General features: G+C 61.1%; 3 protein-coding genes. All 3 read left to right on the forward strand.

What is annotated here, in order from left to right:
- Positions 1-44 precede the first annotated feature (44 nt).
- The 3 genes from AB1286_RS25495 (at position 45) to AB1286_RS25505 (ending at position 17,484) form a co-directional block, all read left to right on the forward strand.
- Positions 45-2,300: a tetratricopeptide repeat protein gene (locus AB1286_RS25495; protein ID WP_430366013.1), complete on the forward strand. Its 2,256-nt coding sequence runs from the start codon at positions 45-47 to the stop codon at positions 2,298-2,300.
- Positions 2,301-2,326: 26 nt separating this feature from the next.
- Positions 2,327-4,558 carry a tetratricopeptide repeat protein gene (locus tag AB1286_RS25500; protein ID WP_430366014.1) on the forward strand — a complete coding sequence of 744 codons (2,232 nt, stop codon included), beginning with the start codon at positions 2,327-2,329 and terminating at the stop codon, positions 4,556-4,558.
- A 293-nt stretch (positions 4,559-4,851) separates the two neighbouring features.
- Positions 4,852-17,484 (forward strand): filamentous haemagglutinin family protein, encoded by a 12,633-nt coding sequence (locus AB1286_RS25505; RefSeq protein WP_430366015.1) that lies wholly within the window; start codon positions 4,852-4,854, stop codon positions 17,482-17,484.
- The last annotated feature ends 209 nt before the right edge of the window (positions 17,485-17,693 follow it).

Raw genomic sequence — 17,693 nt, forward strand, 5'->3', positions numbered from 1 at the left:
GCCGCAGCACGGCCGCTCACTGGCGCGGCAACAGGGGTTGATGAATGACATCGAATGGGGAAGGTATGCCGCTTGCCGCTGAGCAGGCGGTGGCGACGCGCGCTCGGGCACTCGAGAGGCCCGATAGCGCTCAAGTCGAACGCCTCTTGCAAGCGGCGCGCAAAGCGCATCGCGAAGGCGCGTTAGAGAAGGCCGAGGCGGCCTACGAGGGCCTATTGGCGCTCGATGCCGAGCATTCCGATGCGCTGCACATGCTCGGTGCGGTGCGTTTTCAGCAAGGACGGCTGCACGAGGCCGAGGTGTTGATGCGCAGTGCGACCGAGTTGGGCCGCGATGCGCTCGCGTTGGCCAATCATGCGGCCGTGCTCGCCGCGCTCGGGCGGCCGGATGAAGCGTTAGCGCGACTCGACGACGCTTTGGCGATCGATCCGCGCCACCAACGCGCCTGGCTGCAACGTGCGGGGCTCGAGGCAGCGAAGGGCCAAGGCGAAGAGGCGCTGGCTTCGTACGATCGTTTGCTCGCGATAGCGCCGCGCTTTGCGAGTGGCTACGTCAAGAAAAGCGAGGTGCTGCGTACGCTCGGGCGGCCGGCGCAAGCGCTTGCCTGTTGCGAACAAGCGATCGCCGTGGGCGGCCGTACCTTCGAAACATGCCGCGAACAGGGATTGGCGCTCCGCGAGTTGGGGCGCTTCAACGATGCGCTCGACAGTTACGGCCAAGCGCTGAAGGAAATGCCCGGCAACGCGGAAGTCTTGTTCCACAGAGGGGTGGCGCTACTCGATCTCGGCCAGCCAGAAGCGGCGCTTGCCGATTTCAACGAGGCGATTGCCGCGCACCCGGCGTTCGTGGACGCGCTTTACAACAGTTCGGTCGCACTCGAACGGCTCGAACGGCACGAAGAGGCGATGGCGCGCTGCGACCGTGTGCTGGCGATCGATCCCAAGCATGCGATGGCGTTGGCCAATCGCGGCAACGCATCGCGCCATGCGGGCTTGAATCGCGAAGCCGTCGAGCATTACGCCCGTTCGCTCGAAGTCGTGCCCGATAGTCCGGGCGTTCTTTGCAACTACGCCAGTGCGTTGATCCGCACCGACCGGCATGCCGATGCCATCGTCGCTTGTGAACAAGCGCTGGCGGTGGTGCCCGACTATGCGCCCGCTTGGTTCACGCGAGGCAGAGCATTGCTCGAGACACACCATTACGAGGCGGCACTGGAAGACTTCACGCGCGTGGCCGAGGCGGACCCGCGCGACAAGCTTGCGCATTTCCATCGAGGAAACGTGTTGCGTGCATTGAGATCGCACGACTTGGCGAAAAGCGCCTACGAACAGGCGATCGAACTCGATCCCGACTATGTGCTGGCGCATTGCATGCGCGCTTTTCTGTGCCTATCGGTGGGCGATTTCGAGGCCGGCTGGGCGGAGTACGAGTGGCGCTGGCGCGACTCGCAGATGGATCCGAGCCGCCGAGAGTTTGCGCAACCGAGGTGGACCGGCGACGCGCCGCTCGAAGGCAAGACGATCTTGCTCTATGCCGAGCAGGGGCTGGGCGATACGCTGCAATTTTGCCGCTACGTGCCGCTCGTGAAGGCCCGCGGTGCGCGCGTCGTGCTTGAAGTGTCGGACGCGTTGGTGCCGTTGCTGCACACGCTCGAAGGCGTGGATGCACTCGTGGCTCGCGGCGCACCGCTGCCGCCGTTCGATCTGCATTGCCCGCTGCTCAGCTTGCCGATGGAGTTCGGCACTCGCTTTGAGACGATCCCCACCGGCGTGCCGTACCTTAGTGCGGATGCATCGCGCATCGCGCACTGGCAGCAAAAACTGGGCGCGAGCGATCGTCCCCGTGTCGGGCTCGTTTGGTCGGGCAATGCGCAGCATTTGAACGACCGCAACCGATCGATGAGCTTATCCGACTTGCTGCCGTTGCTAGATGACGCTTACGAGTGGGTCAGTCTGCAAAAGGTCGTACGTGAAGAGGACGAACCGATCCTCGCTGCCAGCCCGATTCGTCATTTCGGCAACGAGCTGGCGGACTTCGCCGATACCGCGGCGCTGACGGCTTCGATGGATTGTGTCGTCAGTGTCGATACGTCCGTCGCGCACTTGGCCGGCGCAATAGGGCGGCCGTTGCTCGTTTTGCTTCCCCATACGCCGGATTTCCGCTGGCTGCTCGATAGGAGCGATAGCCCCTGGTATCCGAGTGCACGTCTATGCAGGCAAGGCGCTGGGGGCGAATGGACCGACGTGATCGATCAGGTGCGGATTGCACTTCGAGAAATCGCTATGGGCAGGTCGCAATGAGCGCCGCGCGGAACAAGGCATCGACGATGCAATCCGTTTCAGGTTTCGGCGGGAACGATGCATGGATGCGGGCGGCGATCGACGATTCGTTGCGCCGCGCGCGTACGTTGCTGGAGAAAGCGGATTTTGCCGGCGCGGGTCGACTTTACGAGGGCGTACTCTCGATGGCGCCCGAGCAGCCCGAAGCGCTGGCATTGCTGGGCCTCGTTCAACTGCGCTTGGGAAATGCTCCGCGCGCGGAGTCGCTGATCGCGCGCTCGATCGCTCGCGGCGTGCGGCAAACGTGGAACGTCTGCAATCACGGCGCGGCATTGGTCGCCGCTGGCCGGTATCGCGAAGCGCTCGCCGTGCTCGATGACCTACTCGTTCAACATGGCGCGGACGCTGCGGTTCTGGCGGCGCGCGCCGATGCTTTGCATGGATTGGAGCGATTCGACGAGGCGCTGGCCACCTACGATCGTGTGCTTGCCCAAGCGCCGGGCGTCGCGCAGACATGGACGCGACGCGCAACGACGCTGCTATCGTTGGAGCGGCCGGCCGACGCGTTGATCAGCGTCGAGCGCGCGCTAAAGATCGATCCAAATGCGGCGGTCGCCCATCTCGAGCACGCGCGTGCGCTACGAACGCTGGGCCGCTTGGAGGAGGCACTGCGCGCGTACCAGCTTGCCATGGTGGTGACGGGCAAGACACCCGCTTTGTTACTTGCGTGCGGGACGCTGTTGAATTCGTTAGGCCGTCCGCAAGAGGCGCTGGCATGTTTCGACGAGGGGCTCGCCTCCGCGCCGCGCGACGACGTGTTGCTGTTCGCGAGCTGCGCGGCCCTCGATCTGCTGCATGCGCATGCGGAATTGCTGGCGCGTTGCGACCGGCTGCTCGCATGGAATCGCCAGCATGCCGGGGCTTGGTTAGGACGCGGCAACGCTTTGCTGGGGCTAGGCCGTCACGATGACGCGGTACAGGCTTATACGGAGGCGCTTTCGCTGTCGCCTCATAACGTCGATGCGATTCGCAATCGAGCGGCTGGGTTGCGAAACGGCGGACGCGCGGATGAGGCGTTGGCCGACTACGATCGAGCGCTTGCACTGGCCGGCGACGATCCCGGGTTGTTGTTCAATCGCGGAGTCGTCTTTCAGCAACTCGGTCGCTTCGCCGAGGCCGATGCTGCCTATGTCGCCGCGGCATTGGCGCCGGCTCGATCGGCGGAAGCATTGCATACCCAAGCGGTGGCACTGCAACAGCGCGGCGAGCATGAAGCCGCGTTGCATCGCTACGCGCTTGCGAACGAAGGCTATCCGAGCAACGGGGCGGTGCGTCGTTCGGAAGCGTTCTGCCGTTTACTGCTGGGCCAGTTCGAGACGGGCTGGCGGCAGCACGAAGACCGTTGGCTGGCGCCCGACTTGCACCTGCGCCGACGTCATGCCGACAGGCCGCTGTGGCTCGGCGCGGAGCCGATCGCCGGCAAGACCATCATGCTGCATGCCGAGCAAGGGTTCGGCGACACGATTCAGTTTTGCCGCTATGTCCCGCTAGTACTTGCTCGCGGTGCGACCGTGGTGATGGAAGTACCGCGTCCGCTTGCTCCGCTGCTCGCATCGCTCGAAGGCGTGAGCCGAATCGTCGCCGAGGGCGATCCAACCCCTGCGTTCGACGTGCAATGTCCGTTGATGAGCCTGCCGTTCGCATTTCGTACCACGCTCGAGACCATTCCGGCGCAGATCCCCTATCTACAGGCGGATCCGCACCGACGCGAGGTATGGGCGCGGCGCCTCGAGAACGCTGCTTCGCCGGGGCGGCCGAGGATCGGGCTTGCCTGGTCGGGCAATCCGCGTCACAACAACGACGAGAACCGGTCGCTGCGTTTCGCGGCGCTGGCGCCGTTGCTCACGCTCGATGCGACGTTCGTTTTGTTGCAACCGCAGGTGCGCGAATGCGACGCGCAGGCTGTTCAAGCGAGCGCTGTGGTGTCGTTCGGCGAGGCGTTGGCGGATTTTGCCGATACGGCTGCGTTGACGGAGCAACTGGATCTCGTGATCTCGGTCGATACGTCCGTCGCGCATCTGGCCGGGGCGCTTGGCCGGCCGGCGTGGGTGCTGCTTCCGTTTGCACCCGACTGGCGTTGGCTGCTCGAGCGCGACGACAGCCCTTGGTATCCCAGCGTGCGGTTGTTTCGACAGCGGCGGGCCGGCGATTGGACGGCCGTGATCGGCGAGGTTGCCGCTGCGCTGCATGCCGAGTTCGCCGCCGAGCACTTGGGATAACCGGAGCACCGAAGGTGCGTACCTTTTCCGGCGGCACGAATGGTTCGCAACACCGGCCATATCGATGCCATGACCGGTTCGTATTTTCTATGGATTTCATTGGCCTCGCGCAGCTCGGCGCTTGATGCCGGCGCATATCGTCGCCGTGCTCGGCGGCAGGTCGCTAGGCCGTCAATTCATTGGTATCGGGGTGGAGAATGGCAGCTCGCGCATGCGCGGTACGAGAACAAGACCTGAACCGTTCGCGGTCGATGCTGCGATCGGATTTGCGGCCGTTGTGCCGCGCGATCGCGATGGTTGTTGCCACCGGTTTGTCGATGCACGCCTACGCGGGCGGCGTCATGAATCTCGGGCATATCGGTAGCGGCATGCCGATGGCCGCCGGAGCGGGCGTTCCGGGCGGGGTGGTTCCGAACTTGGGCGTATCGCCGCAGCAGGCATTGCAGGCCAGCCAGCCTTCGATTCGGAATCTCGGGCACGCCGCGCAAGCGATCGCGGCGCAGATTGCCGCGCAGCAGGCGGCTGCGGCGGCTGCGGCAGCGACGCCTTCCACTGTGCCCAATGGGTTGGCGGTGGGCGGATTGCAAGTGGCGCCTGGGGTGACGTTCGCAAGGGACAAGGACGGCAATCTGCTCAGCCAGGCGACGGACACCAGCAAGCCGGTTCTTTGGATCAACGCCAATGGGCCGACGCAGACCGTCGACGCGAACGGTAACGTCACGGTCGACGTCAAGCAAACCGGACAAAACGCTGTGCTGACGTGGCAAACGATGAACGTCGGCAAGCAAACCACGCTGAACTTCGATCAGTCGAACGGCACGCAGACCAACGGCGCGAATAACTGGGCCGTGTTGAATCGGATCAATGATCCGAGTGGGGCGCCTAGCCAAATTCTCGGGCATGTGAACGCGCAGGGGTCGGTGTATGTGATCAACCGCAACGGCATCGTGTTCGGCGCCGGCTCCCAGGTGAACGTGCATTCGCTCGTGGCTTCGTCGTTGAATCTGCTCGATATGACGAACAAGCTCGTGCAATCGGATAGTGCGGTCGCGCAGAGCAATCAGCTTTTCTTGGGGATCGCGGCAGGGACGACGGGGGGGCTGGCGAATCCCGAGGCGGGGAGTTCAAGCGGGTTGAACGGGGTGGCAAACACCCCTAACGAAGTACTCGGCTTGGGTTCCATGTACAACGTCGATGCGAACGATCCCCTGTTGTTACCGGGCGACATCACCATCGCGCCCGGTGCGTCGATCACCACCCATACGAACGGCACCGTGACCGACGGCGGCTTCGTCATGGTGGCCGCGCCCAACGTAACAAACGGCGGAAGTATCTCGGCCACGGCAGGACAAGTTGTCCTTGCAGCCGGTGTTGGCGTGAGTCTCATACCAAACGGTAACGGGGGCGTCGTAAAGAACCCGCAGGTGTTGCTGCCCGAGTTGAGCGGACAAATCTCTCAAACGCACAACGGCAATACGGTCGATCTCACACCGGCCGGCATATTGACGAACACGGGGATCATCCAGGCATCGCGCGGTACGGTGGATCTGCTGGGTAGCCGGGTTGCGCAAAACGGCGTCGTGGGCGTCACGACGAGCGTAAGTACGCCCGGCAACATCATGATCTCGACGGTTGACGAATACTCGTCGAATAATCCCCTCGCGCAGTCGTATACGAGCGGAGGAACGCCTGTTCAGATGAACGCCCAATCGGGTGGGAGTACGACGCACCGAGCCGGGTTGCTGAGTTTCGGGCCCGATTCGGTAACGGCTGTCATGCCGGACGATAACGGCCAAACGGCAACGTCCACCCCCGGGACCGTCTTCACGCCAGGCAGTGTCAACATGACGGCCGGGTCGGTATGGTTCGAGGGCGGTTCGCTTATTGAAGCGCCGGGCTCAAACGTATCCATTACCGCGCTTTCGCCGAAGATCGCGTTTAATGCAACGCCCCCCGGTCAGACGGCCGTCGAAGGCCGAATTTATCTCGACAACGGCGCGACGATCGACGTATCCGGCCTTTCCAACGTCGAGTTGCCGATCGCCCAAACCCTCGTTACCGTCGATCGCATCGGCCAAAACGAGTTGGCCGATTCCCCGCTGTTGCGCGACGGCTTTCTATTCGGCACGAAGAATGTCGTTGTCGACAGTACCTTGTCCGGAACGCGTAGCGACGGCGTGGAGTGGGTTGGCAGCCCTATTTTGAATTTGTCGGGATACGTCAATCTCATTCCACGTTCTGTCGATCAATTGCTGACTAATGGCGGCACCATTACGCTCTCGGGCAACGAGGTGATGACAGCGGCCGGCTCGTCGATGAATTTGAACGGCGGGTATGTTCATTACGACGGCGGCATGGTGAACACGACGCGCCTTGTCGATGCCAGCGGTGCGATCGTTCCCATTGGACAAGCCAGCCCCTATGACACATATATCGGGATTGCGGGAGAGTTCACAGAGAGCCACCCGCGCTGGGGTGTAACCAAGACCTGGTACAACACGCTTCAGACCGGCGGCGCTTACGAGGGTGACTATATCGTCGGGGGCAACGCCGGGACACTGGACATCTTCGCCCAATCCGCTGCGGTGCTCGACGGTGAAGTCACGGCGCAGGCTTTCGGTGGATCGAAGCAAGTTCAGACGAACAATGTGCCCAGTGGGGGCACGTTCAATCTGGGCGCAGACCCCCTTGCCAAGACCCCGATCAACTCGTTGACGCAGAACCAAGCGAGTGACACGACAGGCGAGACGAGCGTCGTGATTCTGCAACCCAATGCTCCGGATCTCAATGCTTTGGCATCGGGGTTCTCGATCGATACGACGCTCGATCCAAGCGCATTCGGATCGTTATCTGCGACGGACCCCAACAACGTCTTCAAGACGATTGTTCTCCCGGTCAATATGCTCAATGCGGGCGGGTTTTCGACGCTCTATGTGGGCGATGACAAAGCCAATGGGAAGGGCTTCATCGTTGCACCCGGAGCTGCACTGAACTTGCAACCGGGGGGCTCAGTGACCTTATCGGCGACGGGTTCGACAACCGCAACCACGACTGTGGCAGGTTCTATCGCTGCACCCTCGGGCCACGTCACGATTTCGACAAGCGGGGACCTCACGGTTACCTCGACAGGTTCGATCAACGTCGCGGGGCAGTGGGTCAACAACGACGTGCAGGCTGCGCCGGGTTCAGTGCCGGGCAACAGCGAATACATCAATGGCGGGTCGATCAGCTTGAGTGCCGATGGCCACCTCGATCTGCAACCGGGCAGTGTATTGGATGTCTCGGGAGGCGGTGAGGTACTGCCAAAAGGCACGCTGCTCACGAATAACGGGGTGCCTGCGGGCAAGGGGGGCAGCGTATCGCTCGTCACGTACGACGGCGATCTGGCTACGCTCCCGAAGGACCCGTACCTGACCATGGACGGGTCGATCCGCAGCTTCGGGTTCTCGGGCGGGGGGGCGTTGACGCTTGGCGCAGGCGGGTTTCGCATCGGAGGGGATCCGGCTACCGCGTCCCCTTGGGATGTCGTGCTGCCCACCGACTTCTTCGAGAAGCAAGGGTTCGGCAACTATGTGCTCAACGCGCTGTATGGCGCGAGCGTTGCCCCTGGGGCGACGGTCTTGCTTACGCAGGAGAACCTCCTACCTACGGGAGACGGGCTACAGCAGCTTGCCTCCGGTGGAAATTTGAATTCGGGCGGACTGACGACAGTCGGTACGCTCGATCCGTACCATCGCCAACCTACGAGCCTTGTCCTGACGGGTGCCGGGTATCTAGGCATTCCGGCTAGATTGGACTCGCAATCCCGGGCCAGCGGCACGCCCCCGGCGATTCCTACTACGGACGGATCGATCGGACAGGTTAGTATCGGCGCGGGCGCATCGGTCATCGGCGACGCGGGCGCAAGCATCGGGCTCGGTTCGCCGGCACAGGTCACCGTGCTTGGTTCACTGATCGCGCCGGGGGGCACCATCACGCTCTCCGCGGAAAACGGCTCGGGTCATTCGGTGACCGGCCAGCACAATTCAAAAGATAGCGCTTCGCTAACTAGCAACAGCCAATCGGTCTGGCTTGGGCCTAATGCATTGCTTGATGTCTCGGGTGTAGCGTTGGCAAATCCGCTGACAGCACCTGTGAAGAATGGCTCGACGTTTTACACGCCGAACACCGGGAAAGTGTTGCCGGGCGGCACGGTCGTCATCGCCGATGACTCCGGGTATATCGTGGCTCAGCAGGGATCGGTCATCGACGTTTCAGGTGCATCGGCTGTATTCGATCAACTCGGCGCCAACGGGCAGTATGTGGCAACGCCTGCATGGAGCGATGCCGGCTCGATCACGCTGGCGGGTTCGAGCGGCCTCTTTTTCGATGGAACATTGAAGGGGCAGGCCGGTGCGTCACAGGCGGAAGGCGGCACGCTCACGCTCTCGACGGACGGTGGCAAGGGCACGGCCTACCGCGCGGATGGAACGAAGTTTCAATTGCCGGGCCCGACCGCGATCGTGCTGCAACAAAGCGGCGATCTGGTCCCGCAGGGCCTAACGCTGGGACAAGATATCCTCGCGGCAACCGGCGCGACGATCACAAACGACGACCAGTCGACTACGAAGATCGCGAGTGGTGTATTACAGTTCGCCGCGGACCGCCTCAAGAATTCGGGCATTTCGACGCTGGTTGTCGGCAACCCATCACCGGTCGGCATTACGCCGGTTGTTCCGATTGCATTCTTAGGCAATGTCGATTTGTCATTGTCAAGAGCGGTACAGCTCTATAGCAACGAAATTGCCGCGCTCAGCGGCAACCAATTGAACTCGATTTTGGGCGGCGTGCAAGACACGCCAGGGCATTATGTCGTTCCGACCATTGCGTCATTGCTGGCGAGTGAGGCGGCATCGGCTACGTCGGTCAAAATCGACTCCGCGATCAAGATCGATGCTCCCTATGTCTCCATCGTCAGTCCGGCGCAGTATCCCGCCACCACGATTACGCCTATCACAGCTTTGTCTCAGGGCACGCTCGACGTAAATGCCTCGTTCATCGATCTCCAAAACCAGTTTCAACTCAACAACTTTGAGCAATCGAATTTCAACAGCGCGGGCGATATTCGCCTGAGCTCCACGGCCATCGGGACCTCGTTGATGCCTGGCGCGCTTTATACGCCGGGAAATCTGAGCTTTACTGCCGCTGACCTCTACCCTGCGACGGGAAATACATTCATTCTTCTATCCAAAGGTCCAGCACCGACCACGATCTCATTCGCCAACAACGGCAGCTCGGGCACACCGCTTTCAGCGGGAGGCACGCTACTCGTCGATGCCAACACGATCGTCCAAGGCGGAACCCTTCGTGCGCCATCGGGTTCCATTATCTTGGGTGTGGGAAATCCGAACGATAGCGCGATGACCTCGCGGTTTGGTGGGCTGTCTCTCGTCGCAACCGATTCCGTGAGCTTCGCCGATGGCAGCTTGACGTCGGTTTCGAATGACGGTTCGATCATTCCGTACGGCGTGACCATCGATGGAACCAATTGGCAATTCAATCCGGATTCGCGGCTTAGGGCTACGAATCTAACGGCGCCGCCGGCAAAATACATCGGTGTCAACGGCAATTCGATCGCGCTGAGCAAGGGGGCCACGATAGACCTCTCGGGCGGCGGCGATTTGCAGGCTAGCGAGTGGGTGCCCGGTACGGGCGGCACGCGTGACGTGCTTTCTCAATACACCGTCAGCTACGCGAACAACCCTTCGGGCGTGGCTGTACCGACTAACGTCGGCGGATCGAACGTCTACGCGATTGTGCCGGGGGCACAGTCACCGGTATCGGCCTACGATCCGGTGTTCGCACAGACCTTGCAGCCATCGACTAACGGCAACGGTACGGTTGGAACGACGACGACCACGCTCGGCATCGGTCAAGCGGGACTGAACGGCGTCGCAGGTCAGGCCGTCTACCTTTCCGGCGTGCCGGGGCTCGCACCGGGCTATTACACACTGCTGCCCGGTAAGTACGCCACGCTGCCTGGCGCCTATCGCGTGACGGTTTCGGCAAACACATCCGCGGTCGCACCCGGTGCTACGCAACTGCTGCCGGACGGCACCGTCGCCACGGCGGGCTATTTCGGGGATGCGCTCACGGGTGCGCACAACGCGACGCCGACGTTGTTTAGCGTGCAGTCCGGTCCCGTATGGCAACAGTCTTCGCAATACACGCTCACGAAGGCAGACAGCTTCTTCACGACGCTGGCCGGCTCCAAGGGCAACGTAGCGCCGCCGCTGGCAGCCGATGGAGGGCAGTTGGTGTTGGCGGCGACTAAAGCGCTGACGCTCGGCGCAACGTTGAACACGGCAACCGACAATGGCGGTGCACCGGCCGAGGTCGACATTGCCTCGCAAGACATCGAGATTACAGGCGGAAACGGCTCGCCGGTGCTGTCGGGCTACCTCCAACTGGGCGCGGATGTGCTCAATGCGCTGAACGTAGGGAGTTTGCTCATCGGCGGTACGCGTACGGCGACGGCTTCCGGCGTGACGATCACGCCTATTGCGAATAGCGTTGTGCTGTCCAATGCGGGTGGTACTGCGCTGACCGGGCCCGAAGTCATGCTGGTGACGCGCACGGATACGACAGGCACCGACCCCAATGCGGCGAACGGCTTGCGCGTGGATGCAGGCAGTGCGATGACCGCGACAGGTAGTTATCCAGCGGCCAAAGATGAATCGATCACCATCGCCGGCGACGGTGCGCTACTGCGCGTATCGAACGGTGCGATGACGGGCGTTACACGCACGGGATCGAGCGGCACCGGTGTGTTGACGATTGGCGCGGGTGCGACGCTCCAAGGCGGACAAGCTCTGACACTCGATTCATCGGGTAGCCTCAAGGTCGATCCTAGCGCGGTCTTGTCGGGTACGGCGATCGCCGTTGACGGATCGGCCATCACGCTGACGAGTCAACAGGGCGGGGCGGCAGCCAGTCTGCCGGGCTTCGTGTTGGGACCGACTGGAATGGCGCAGTTGGCGAACGCGCAGCAAGTGCTGCTTCGAAGCCTTGGTGCGATCAACTTCGACGGCGACGTCAACGCGACCTTCGGCAATAGCGTCGTATTGAGCGCGGGCACATTCGCAGGCAACGGTAACGTCACGCTCAACGCGAAGCAGATTGCCTTTACAAACGATATGGGCGCGCCCGAGGCGACGGCTTCGCTCGGAAATGGAACGCTCACTGTCAACGCTCCCGAGATCGACTTTGGCTCGGGTACGAAGAACGCGAGCGGCTTTGGTTCGGTCACGATGACCGGGACGAGCGGCATCGTGGGGCAGGGTACCGGGACCTTCGATTTTGGCGCCGCCCCCGTGACGTTAAGCGCGCCCGTCTTCTTGGCGGACACGAGTTCCTCTTCGACGCTGAAGACGACGGGGATGCTGACGTTGAACCAAGCTTCCGGCACGGCACTGAGCCGTCCAGCGGTGGGTGGTGCGTTGAGTTTCGTTGGCGGCACGGTAGCCGACAACGGTGCCCATATCAGCGCCCCGGCCGGCAATGTGAGTCTCGAGTCGACTTCAGGCAACCTGACGATAGGCAATGGATCGACAGTCAGTTCGGCCGGTGTAGCCAAGCAATTCTTCGATGTGACGGCCTATGCGCCGGCCGGTTCGATTTCACTGACGGCCGATAACGGTACCGTCGATGTGCAATCGGGCGCGACGCTGGACTTTTCGGGAGCCAACGGTGGGGGGGCAGCAGGTAGCCTCACGTTATCTGCACCGAAGCAAGGCGTGAATCTAAACGGAACGATCAAGGGCGGTGCTGCCAACGGCTATATGGGCGGTTCGTTCTCGCTCGACACAGCCAGCGCGGCCGATCTCGATAGTCTGGCAAAGACGCTGGCGACAAGCGGAGTGAACGACTCCATCACCGTTCATACGAGGACCGGCAATCTGCAACTTTCGGCAGGCAACATCTTGATCGCTCGTGCGGTCTCGCTGACAGCCGATGGCGGGGCAGGCAATGCGCGCACGACGACCGACGGCAACGTGAACGTGCTGGGCACGATTAACGCGTCGGGTAGTTCAGGTGGCGAGATCGACCTATACGGTCGAAACGGGGTGGATGTCGAAGGAGCACTTATCGCACGAGCTTGCGCAGCGGGCAATACGTGCGACGACCAAGCTCAGAATCTGAACCCGGCTCAGCGGGGCGGTACCGTTAAGCTCGGCACGAGCGCGTATTTCAATCCGAGTATCGCGCAACCGTATAACCCGACCTATGGGTACGAAAATATCGACCCGGAAAACGCGGGCATCATCACAATTGGCGCCAATGCGTTGATTGACGTTTCCGGCGGCGTGGCGGGAGGGTTATCCGGGGGGACCGTCAGTCTTCGGGCGCCGGTGCTCGACAATGGGACTCTCAATGTGAACATACCGGCCGCGTTCAATTCGGGCCGCGGTATCGTCGGTTCGCGCGCAACGTCGCTCGAGGCCTATGCGGTATGGAGCACGGCGGATACCACGACCGGTGCACAGCATTTCGACGGGGTAGTCGACCCCGCCGGGTGGTTCGACAGCAAGGGGCACCTCCTTGCGGGTACCTTCACCGGTCAGGGTAGTGGCGCGACGTTCACGTTCACACCGAACTCGGACGGCACCGGCGGCGGGACGCTGACCAATGCGACAACCGGTGCACAGTTCACCATCGGCGGCGATGCGCAAAGTCTCGCGCAACTCTATACGGGCGTGACGTCGAATACGTTCGCGGGCTTCGGCGGACTCGACAACATGTATTTCTCACCGACGTTCGTCAATGGCGATCATCAAGCCTTTTACGGCTATCAAAGCGGCGGCTCGACACCCGGTACGTTGATGGGATTCGTGCAAGCGGGCCTCAGTGGGGTATCGAATCCTTTCGTAGGGAAGGGCATCGCCAATACCGCCTTGGTCCCAGGCATCGAATTGGACAATCCGAGTTCGGCCATCAATGGTGGCGACATTCAAGTGCTGACTACTTGGAATTTGGGCGCAGGCACATCGCCGACGGATCTCGCGTTCCGGTTCAATGGGCAAGCGCCTGTCGTGACGTTCCGAGCTGACAACAATGTGAAAGTCAAGGCGAGTTTGACGGACGGGTTCTTTCAGATTGCCAATCCCGTCGGTGGAGGGGGAGTCCTTCCGGTCCCGCCGTTGATCACTTACGACCGAGCACACTATCTTTACGCGACGAAGCCAGTGGGGTATGCCGGCACTCTGCTGGGGTACGGGCTGTGGTTCTACGGAACGACTCACGGGGGATTGGTCGCGGCGCCGGGGACGCCAAGCGGAGGGACTGCGGACGAGATTGAAGAGTATTACGCGCTTTATTCGGCCTATGCGAACTATCTGGGGGCTACCGCTGTTACGCCCGGGCTACAGTACCCACCGAACACGGACATCATTGAACTCATAAACGCCTTCCGCTCGGGGGGCATTCACGTCCCAGGTCTGACGGCGCCCGTCGCGCCTTCCGCTGACGAACAAAAAGCGAATCCCGGGTCATATTTGGTCTATTTAAGTCAGTACCAAACCTATATCGGAGAAGCGATTCAGTTCCGACAGCATAGTGCTAACGTCCCGTGGGTCGATATGCTCGTCGCGCCCGCGGTCCAGCCGGATGCTGTGATTGGAACTGCCACGATTCCAGTACCGGCGGTCACCGACAATTCGCCTGCGCCGCTCGCCAACGGCGCGAATCCATTACCTGTTCAATCGGCTGGCCTTGCGCAGGGTGCAAGCAGTACTTTCCGTGTAGTGGCTGGCGCCGATCTCACAAGTTCGAATCCGTTGGCGCTACAACCTGCCTCGGCATTCCGTAGCTCAGGCGACAGTGGAAACTTAACGCTCGACGGTCACCTCGCTTATGTCGATGCCAATGGGCTCGCTCTACTCGCGCCGACGGCAATTCGTACTGGGATAGGCTCAGTAAGTCTCGCATCGGCGAACGACTTTGCGCTTTTGGATTCGGTCGCACCCGGCGTCGTATATACAGCAGGCGCGTCTACAAACGACGCTCCTAACGGAAACAACCAGATTACAATTGCCGTGGGTTCGGCTGGCGATCCCGACATCATGCTTCTGCCCACGTCTCATCCGAACTCGGCCGGCGACGTCTCGATTTTCGCTCAAGGTGATATCAAGGGCATCGAATACACCACGGACAGCGCCGGCGCTGTGACAGGAAACACCAACAACACGACAAGCCAGTTCTGGTGGCAATGGATGCAAATCGGGAACCCGGTCGGCAATGTCGGGAGCACCAATCGGCAACAGCAAACGGTTCAAACATCGATCAATTTCGGCGCGTTCGATCAAGGCGTCATGAGCGTGGGTGGCAATGTATCCGTCTCCGCGGGCGGAAACATTTCGGACTTGGCTGTATCGTTGCCGACAACGTGGTACCTGACGGGGACCGATACGAATCAGCCTACGTTGCATACGATTGGAGGCGGCAACCTCAACGTGAAGGCGGGCGGGGATATTCTAAGCGGCGATTATTTTGTTGCGAAAGGTGCCGGCACCATCACGGCCGGGGGGCGGATTGGTTCGGATATCGGTGTTGCGTCGGAAAACATCAGTTATCTAACGCCGATTCCAGTTGGCACGGTGCTCGCGGTGCAAGATGGATCGATCAATGTAACGGCGAGGCAAGGCGCCGAAATAGGCGCAATACTCAACCCGTCGTACTCGGGCCAATTCCCTGCGCCGCAACCGAGCACGTGGTCGCATAGTCCGCAGCTACTCGACTACCATATTAGTTCTCCCGATCTCCAGCCGTATTCGTCCACGTCCTCGGTTACCGTTTTATCGACTACGGGAGATGTGCAACTTGGTGCCCTCGCCAGTTTGCTTACCGGTGCTACGGGAATGCTGCCGGCGAGTCTCGGCGTGACCGCGTTTGACGGTGGCATCTCGATCCAATCGGGCGGCCTGCTCTATCCCTCCCCGGTCGGGCAACTGAATCTCCTCGCGGACCGATCAATAGGAATCTCAAATTCGGCAGCCATGTCGACCCTCGTCGGATTCGCTCCCTCGACCCTCGGCATGTCCGATTCAGATCCATCGCTGATGGCGTCGCCGACTAACCCGAACGCAAATCCGCCGGCGCATGCAGCGTTCCCGTTGCACGCGTACGATGCGGCCCCTGCACGTATTTACAGTTTGAATGGCGATGTTGTAGATGGCGCGTTACAAACATCGGGAGGCAGTGCGGGTTTCTATACCGACAGCGTCGTCGTTTCGATCGACAAACCCGCGATCGTCGAAGCAGGCCGGGACGTTTTGAACCTCACGTTCGAGGGGCAGAATTTGCGCGGCTCGGACGTTACTCGCATTGTGGCGGGCCGAGACATCTACGATCCTCCGCTTTACAGCGGTTCCCCGACTTCGCCCTACTTGACGCTCGGTGGGCCGGGTACATTCGATGTAGAGGCCGGCCGCAACCTCGGTCCTCTGACCGGGGAAGCCGAGTTCTATGCCGCTCTTGGTAGCGGATATACACTCCCACCGACGGGTATTGACGCGATCGGAAATTCGAAAAATTCCTACCTGCCACATGAAAGCGCGAACATAAACGTGTTGTTTGGCGTTGGCCCAGGTCTCGATGTTTCGACTTTCGTCTCGACTTATATAGACCCGGCTGCGAGCGTCGCGGGAGTTTCGAGTGCGACTTCCGCGCTTATCGCCTTTATGCAGCAATATGACGAAGGCGGGTTTTTGGACACAGGCCTGCAACGTGACAGGGACGCAGCACATAAAGCAGTGGGGACCTTGACGACGGCGCAAGCATGGTCTCAGTTTGAAACGTTGCCGCAAAACGTCCAACAGCTTTTGGCTGAACAGGTATTGTTCAACGTGCTGACGCAGGTCGGCAAAGACTACAACGACCCAACCAGTCGCTACTATCAGCAATACGCGCGCGGCTACCAGGCGATTAACACTTTGTTTCCTGCTGCATACGGATATACAAAAAACGGGTTGAAAGGCGGCGTGAACGGAGCCGAAACATTGGCGCAGACCGGCGACTTGGATATACGTGGCTCAACGATCCAAACGCAGCAGGGCGGCAACGTATCGATTCTCGGCCCGGGCGGCCGCGCTTTGATCGGTAGCAGCTCGGCACCGCCCGCCATTGTCGGTACCGATGGCACCGTCGTCGCCGGCCCGGGCACCATGGGCGTGCTTACGCTTGAAAAGGGCGCCGTCGACATTTTTGTCGATGAGAGCTTGCTGTTAGCGCAAAGCCGCGTCTTTACCGAGCAGGGCGGCGATATGACAATCTGGAGTTCGAATGGCGACATTAATGCCGGGAAGGGCTCCAAGTCTTCGGCCGATACACCTGCTCCACAATATGTCTGCGATGTGAATCACTATTGTCTTGTCGACGCACGTGGCGAAGTCACAGGCGCAGGCATCGCCACGCTACATAGCATTCCTGGGGCGTCGACCGGCACGATCAACTTGATCGCACCGCGCGGCACCGTCGACGCCGGCGATGCAGGTATTCGCGCGGGCAACCTTAATATCGCGGCATTTCATGTCGCCAATGCCGACAACATCCAAGTGACCGGCACATCGACCGGTATCCCGGTCGCACAGGCGGCGAATACAGGCGCGTTGACGGCGGCGAGTTCGGCGTCGTCCGCCGCGAGCCAGATGGCTCAAGACTTGGCCAAGAAGAACGCGTCGGGTGGTGGACAGCGCCGATGGTCTATTTCCGTGCAAGTCGAGGGCTTCGGGGAAGCAAACGACGATCGCGACGATCGGAAGCGGCGCAAGCACGAGCAGGTCAGCTACGATCCTACAAGTTCGGTGTCCGTCGTTGGGTTCGGCGCTACGAGTTCATCGGAGCAGCGTAATGTAAGCGGCGAACGGGGCAAACGCTCGGGAGAGATTTGACTCGTAGCAATTCGTGCAACGCGGCGGCGCTGATGTCCGCCGCCGCGGCTCTTGCGGTCGACGTAGTACCGGCGCGAATGTGGAATTTGAACGGCCTTGGCGGCTGCTCCATTCGCCGCCCCAAATCTCTATCCCTATCGCCACAGCGGAAAGAGCCACTGCAATTGCGCTCGACATTGTCGAACCGCCTTCACATGTTTTTCGCTGGG

Source organism: Trinickia sp. NRRL B-1857 (assembly GCF_050470685.1).
GTDB lineage: Bacteria > Pseudomonadota > Gammaproteobacteria > Burkholderiales > Burkholderiaceae > Trinickia.

Bases quoted from the DNA above. Each gene is read 5' to 3' on its own strand.
- AB1286_RS25495 (WP_430366013.1), top strand. From the start codon at position 45: ATGACATCGAATGGGGAAGGTATGCCGCTTGCCGCTGAGCAGGCGGTG.
- AB1286_RS25500 (WP_430366014.1), top strand. From the start codon at position 2,327: ATGCAATCCGTTTCAGGTTTCGGCGGGAACGATGCATGGATGCGGGCG.
- AB1286_RS25505 (WP_430366015.1), top strand. From the start codon at position 4,852: ATGGTTGTTGCCACCGGTTTGTCGATGCACGCCTACGCGGGCGGCGTC.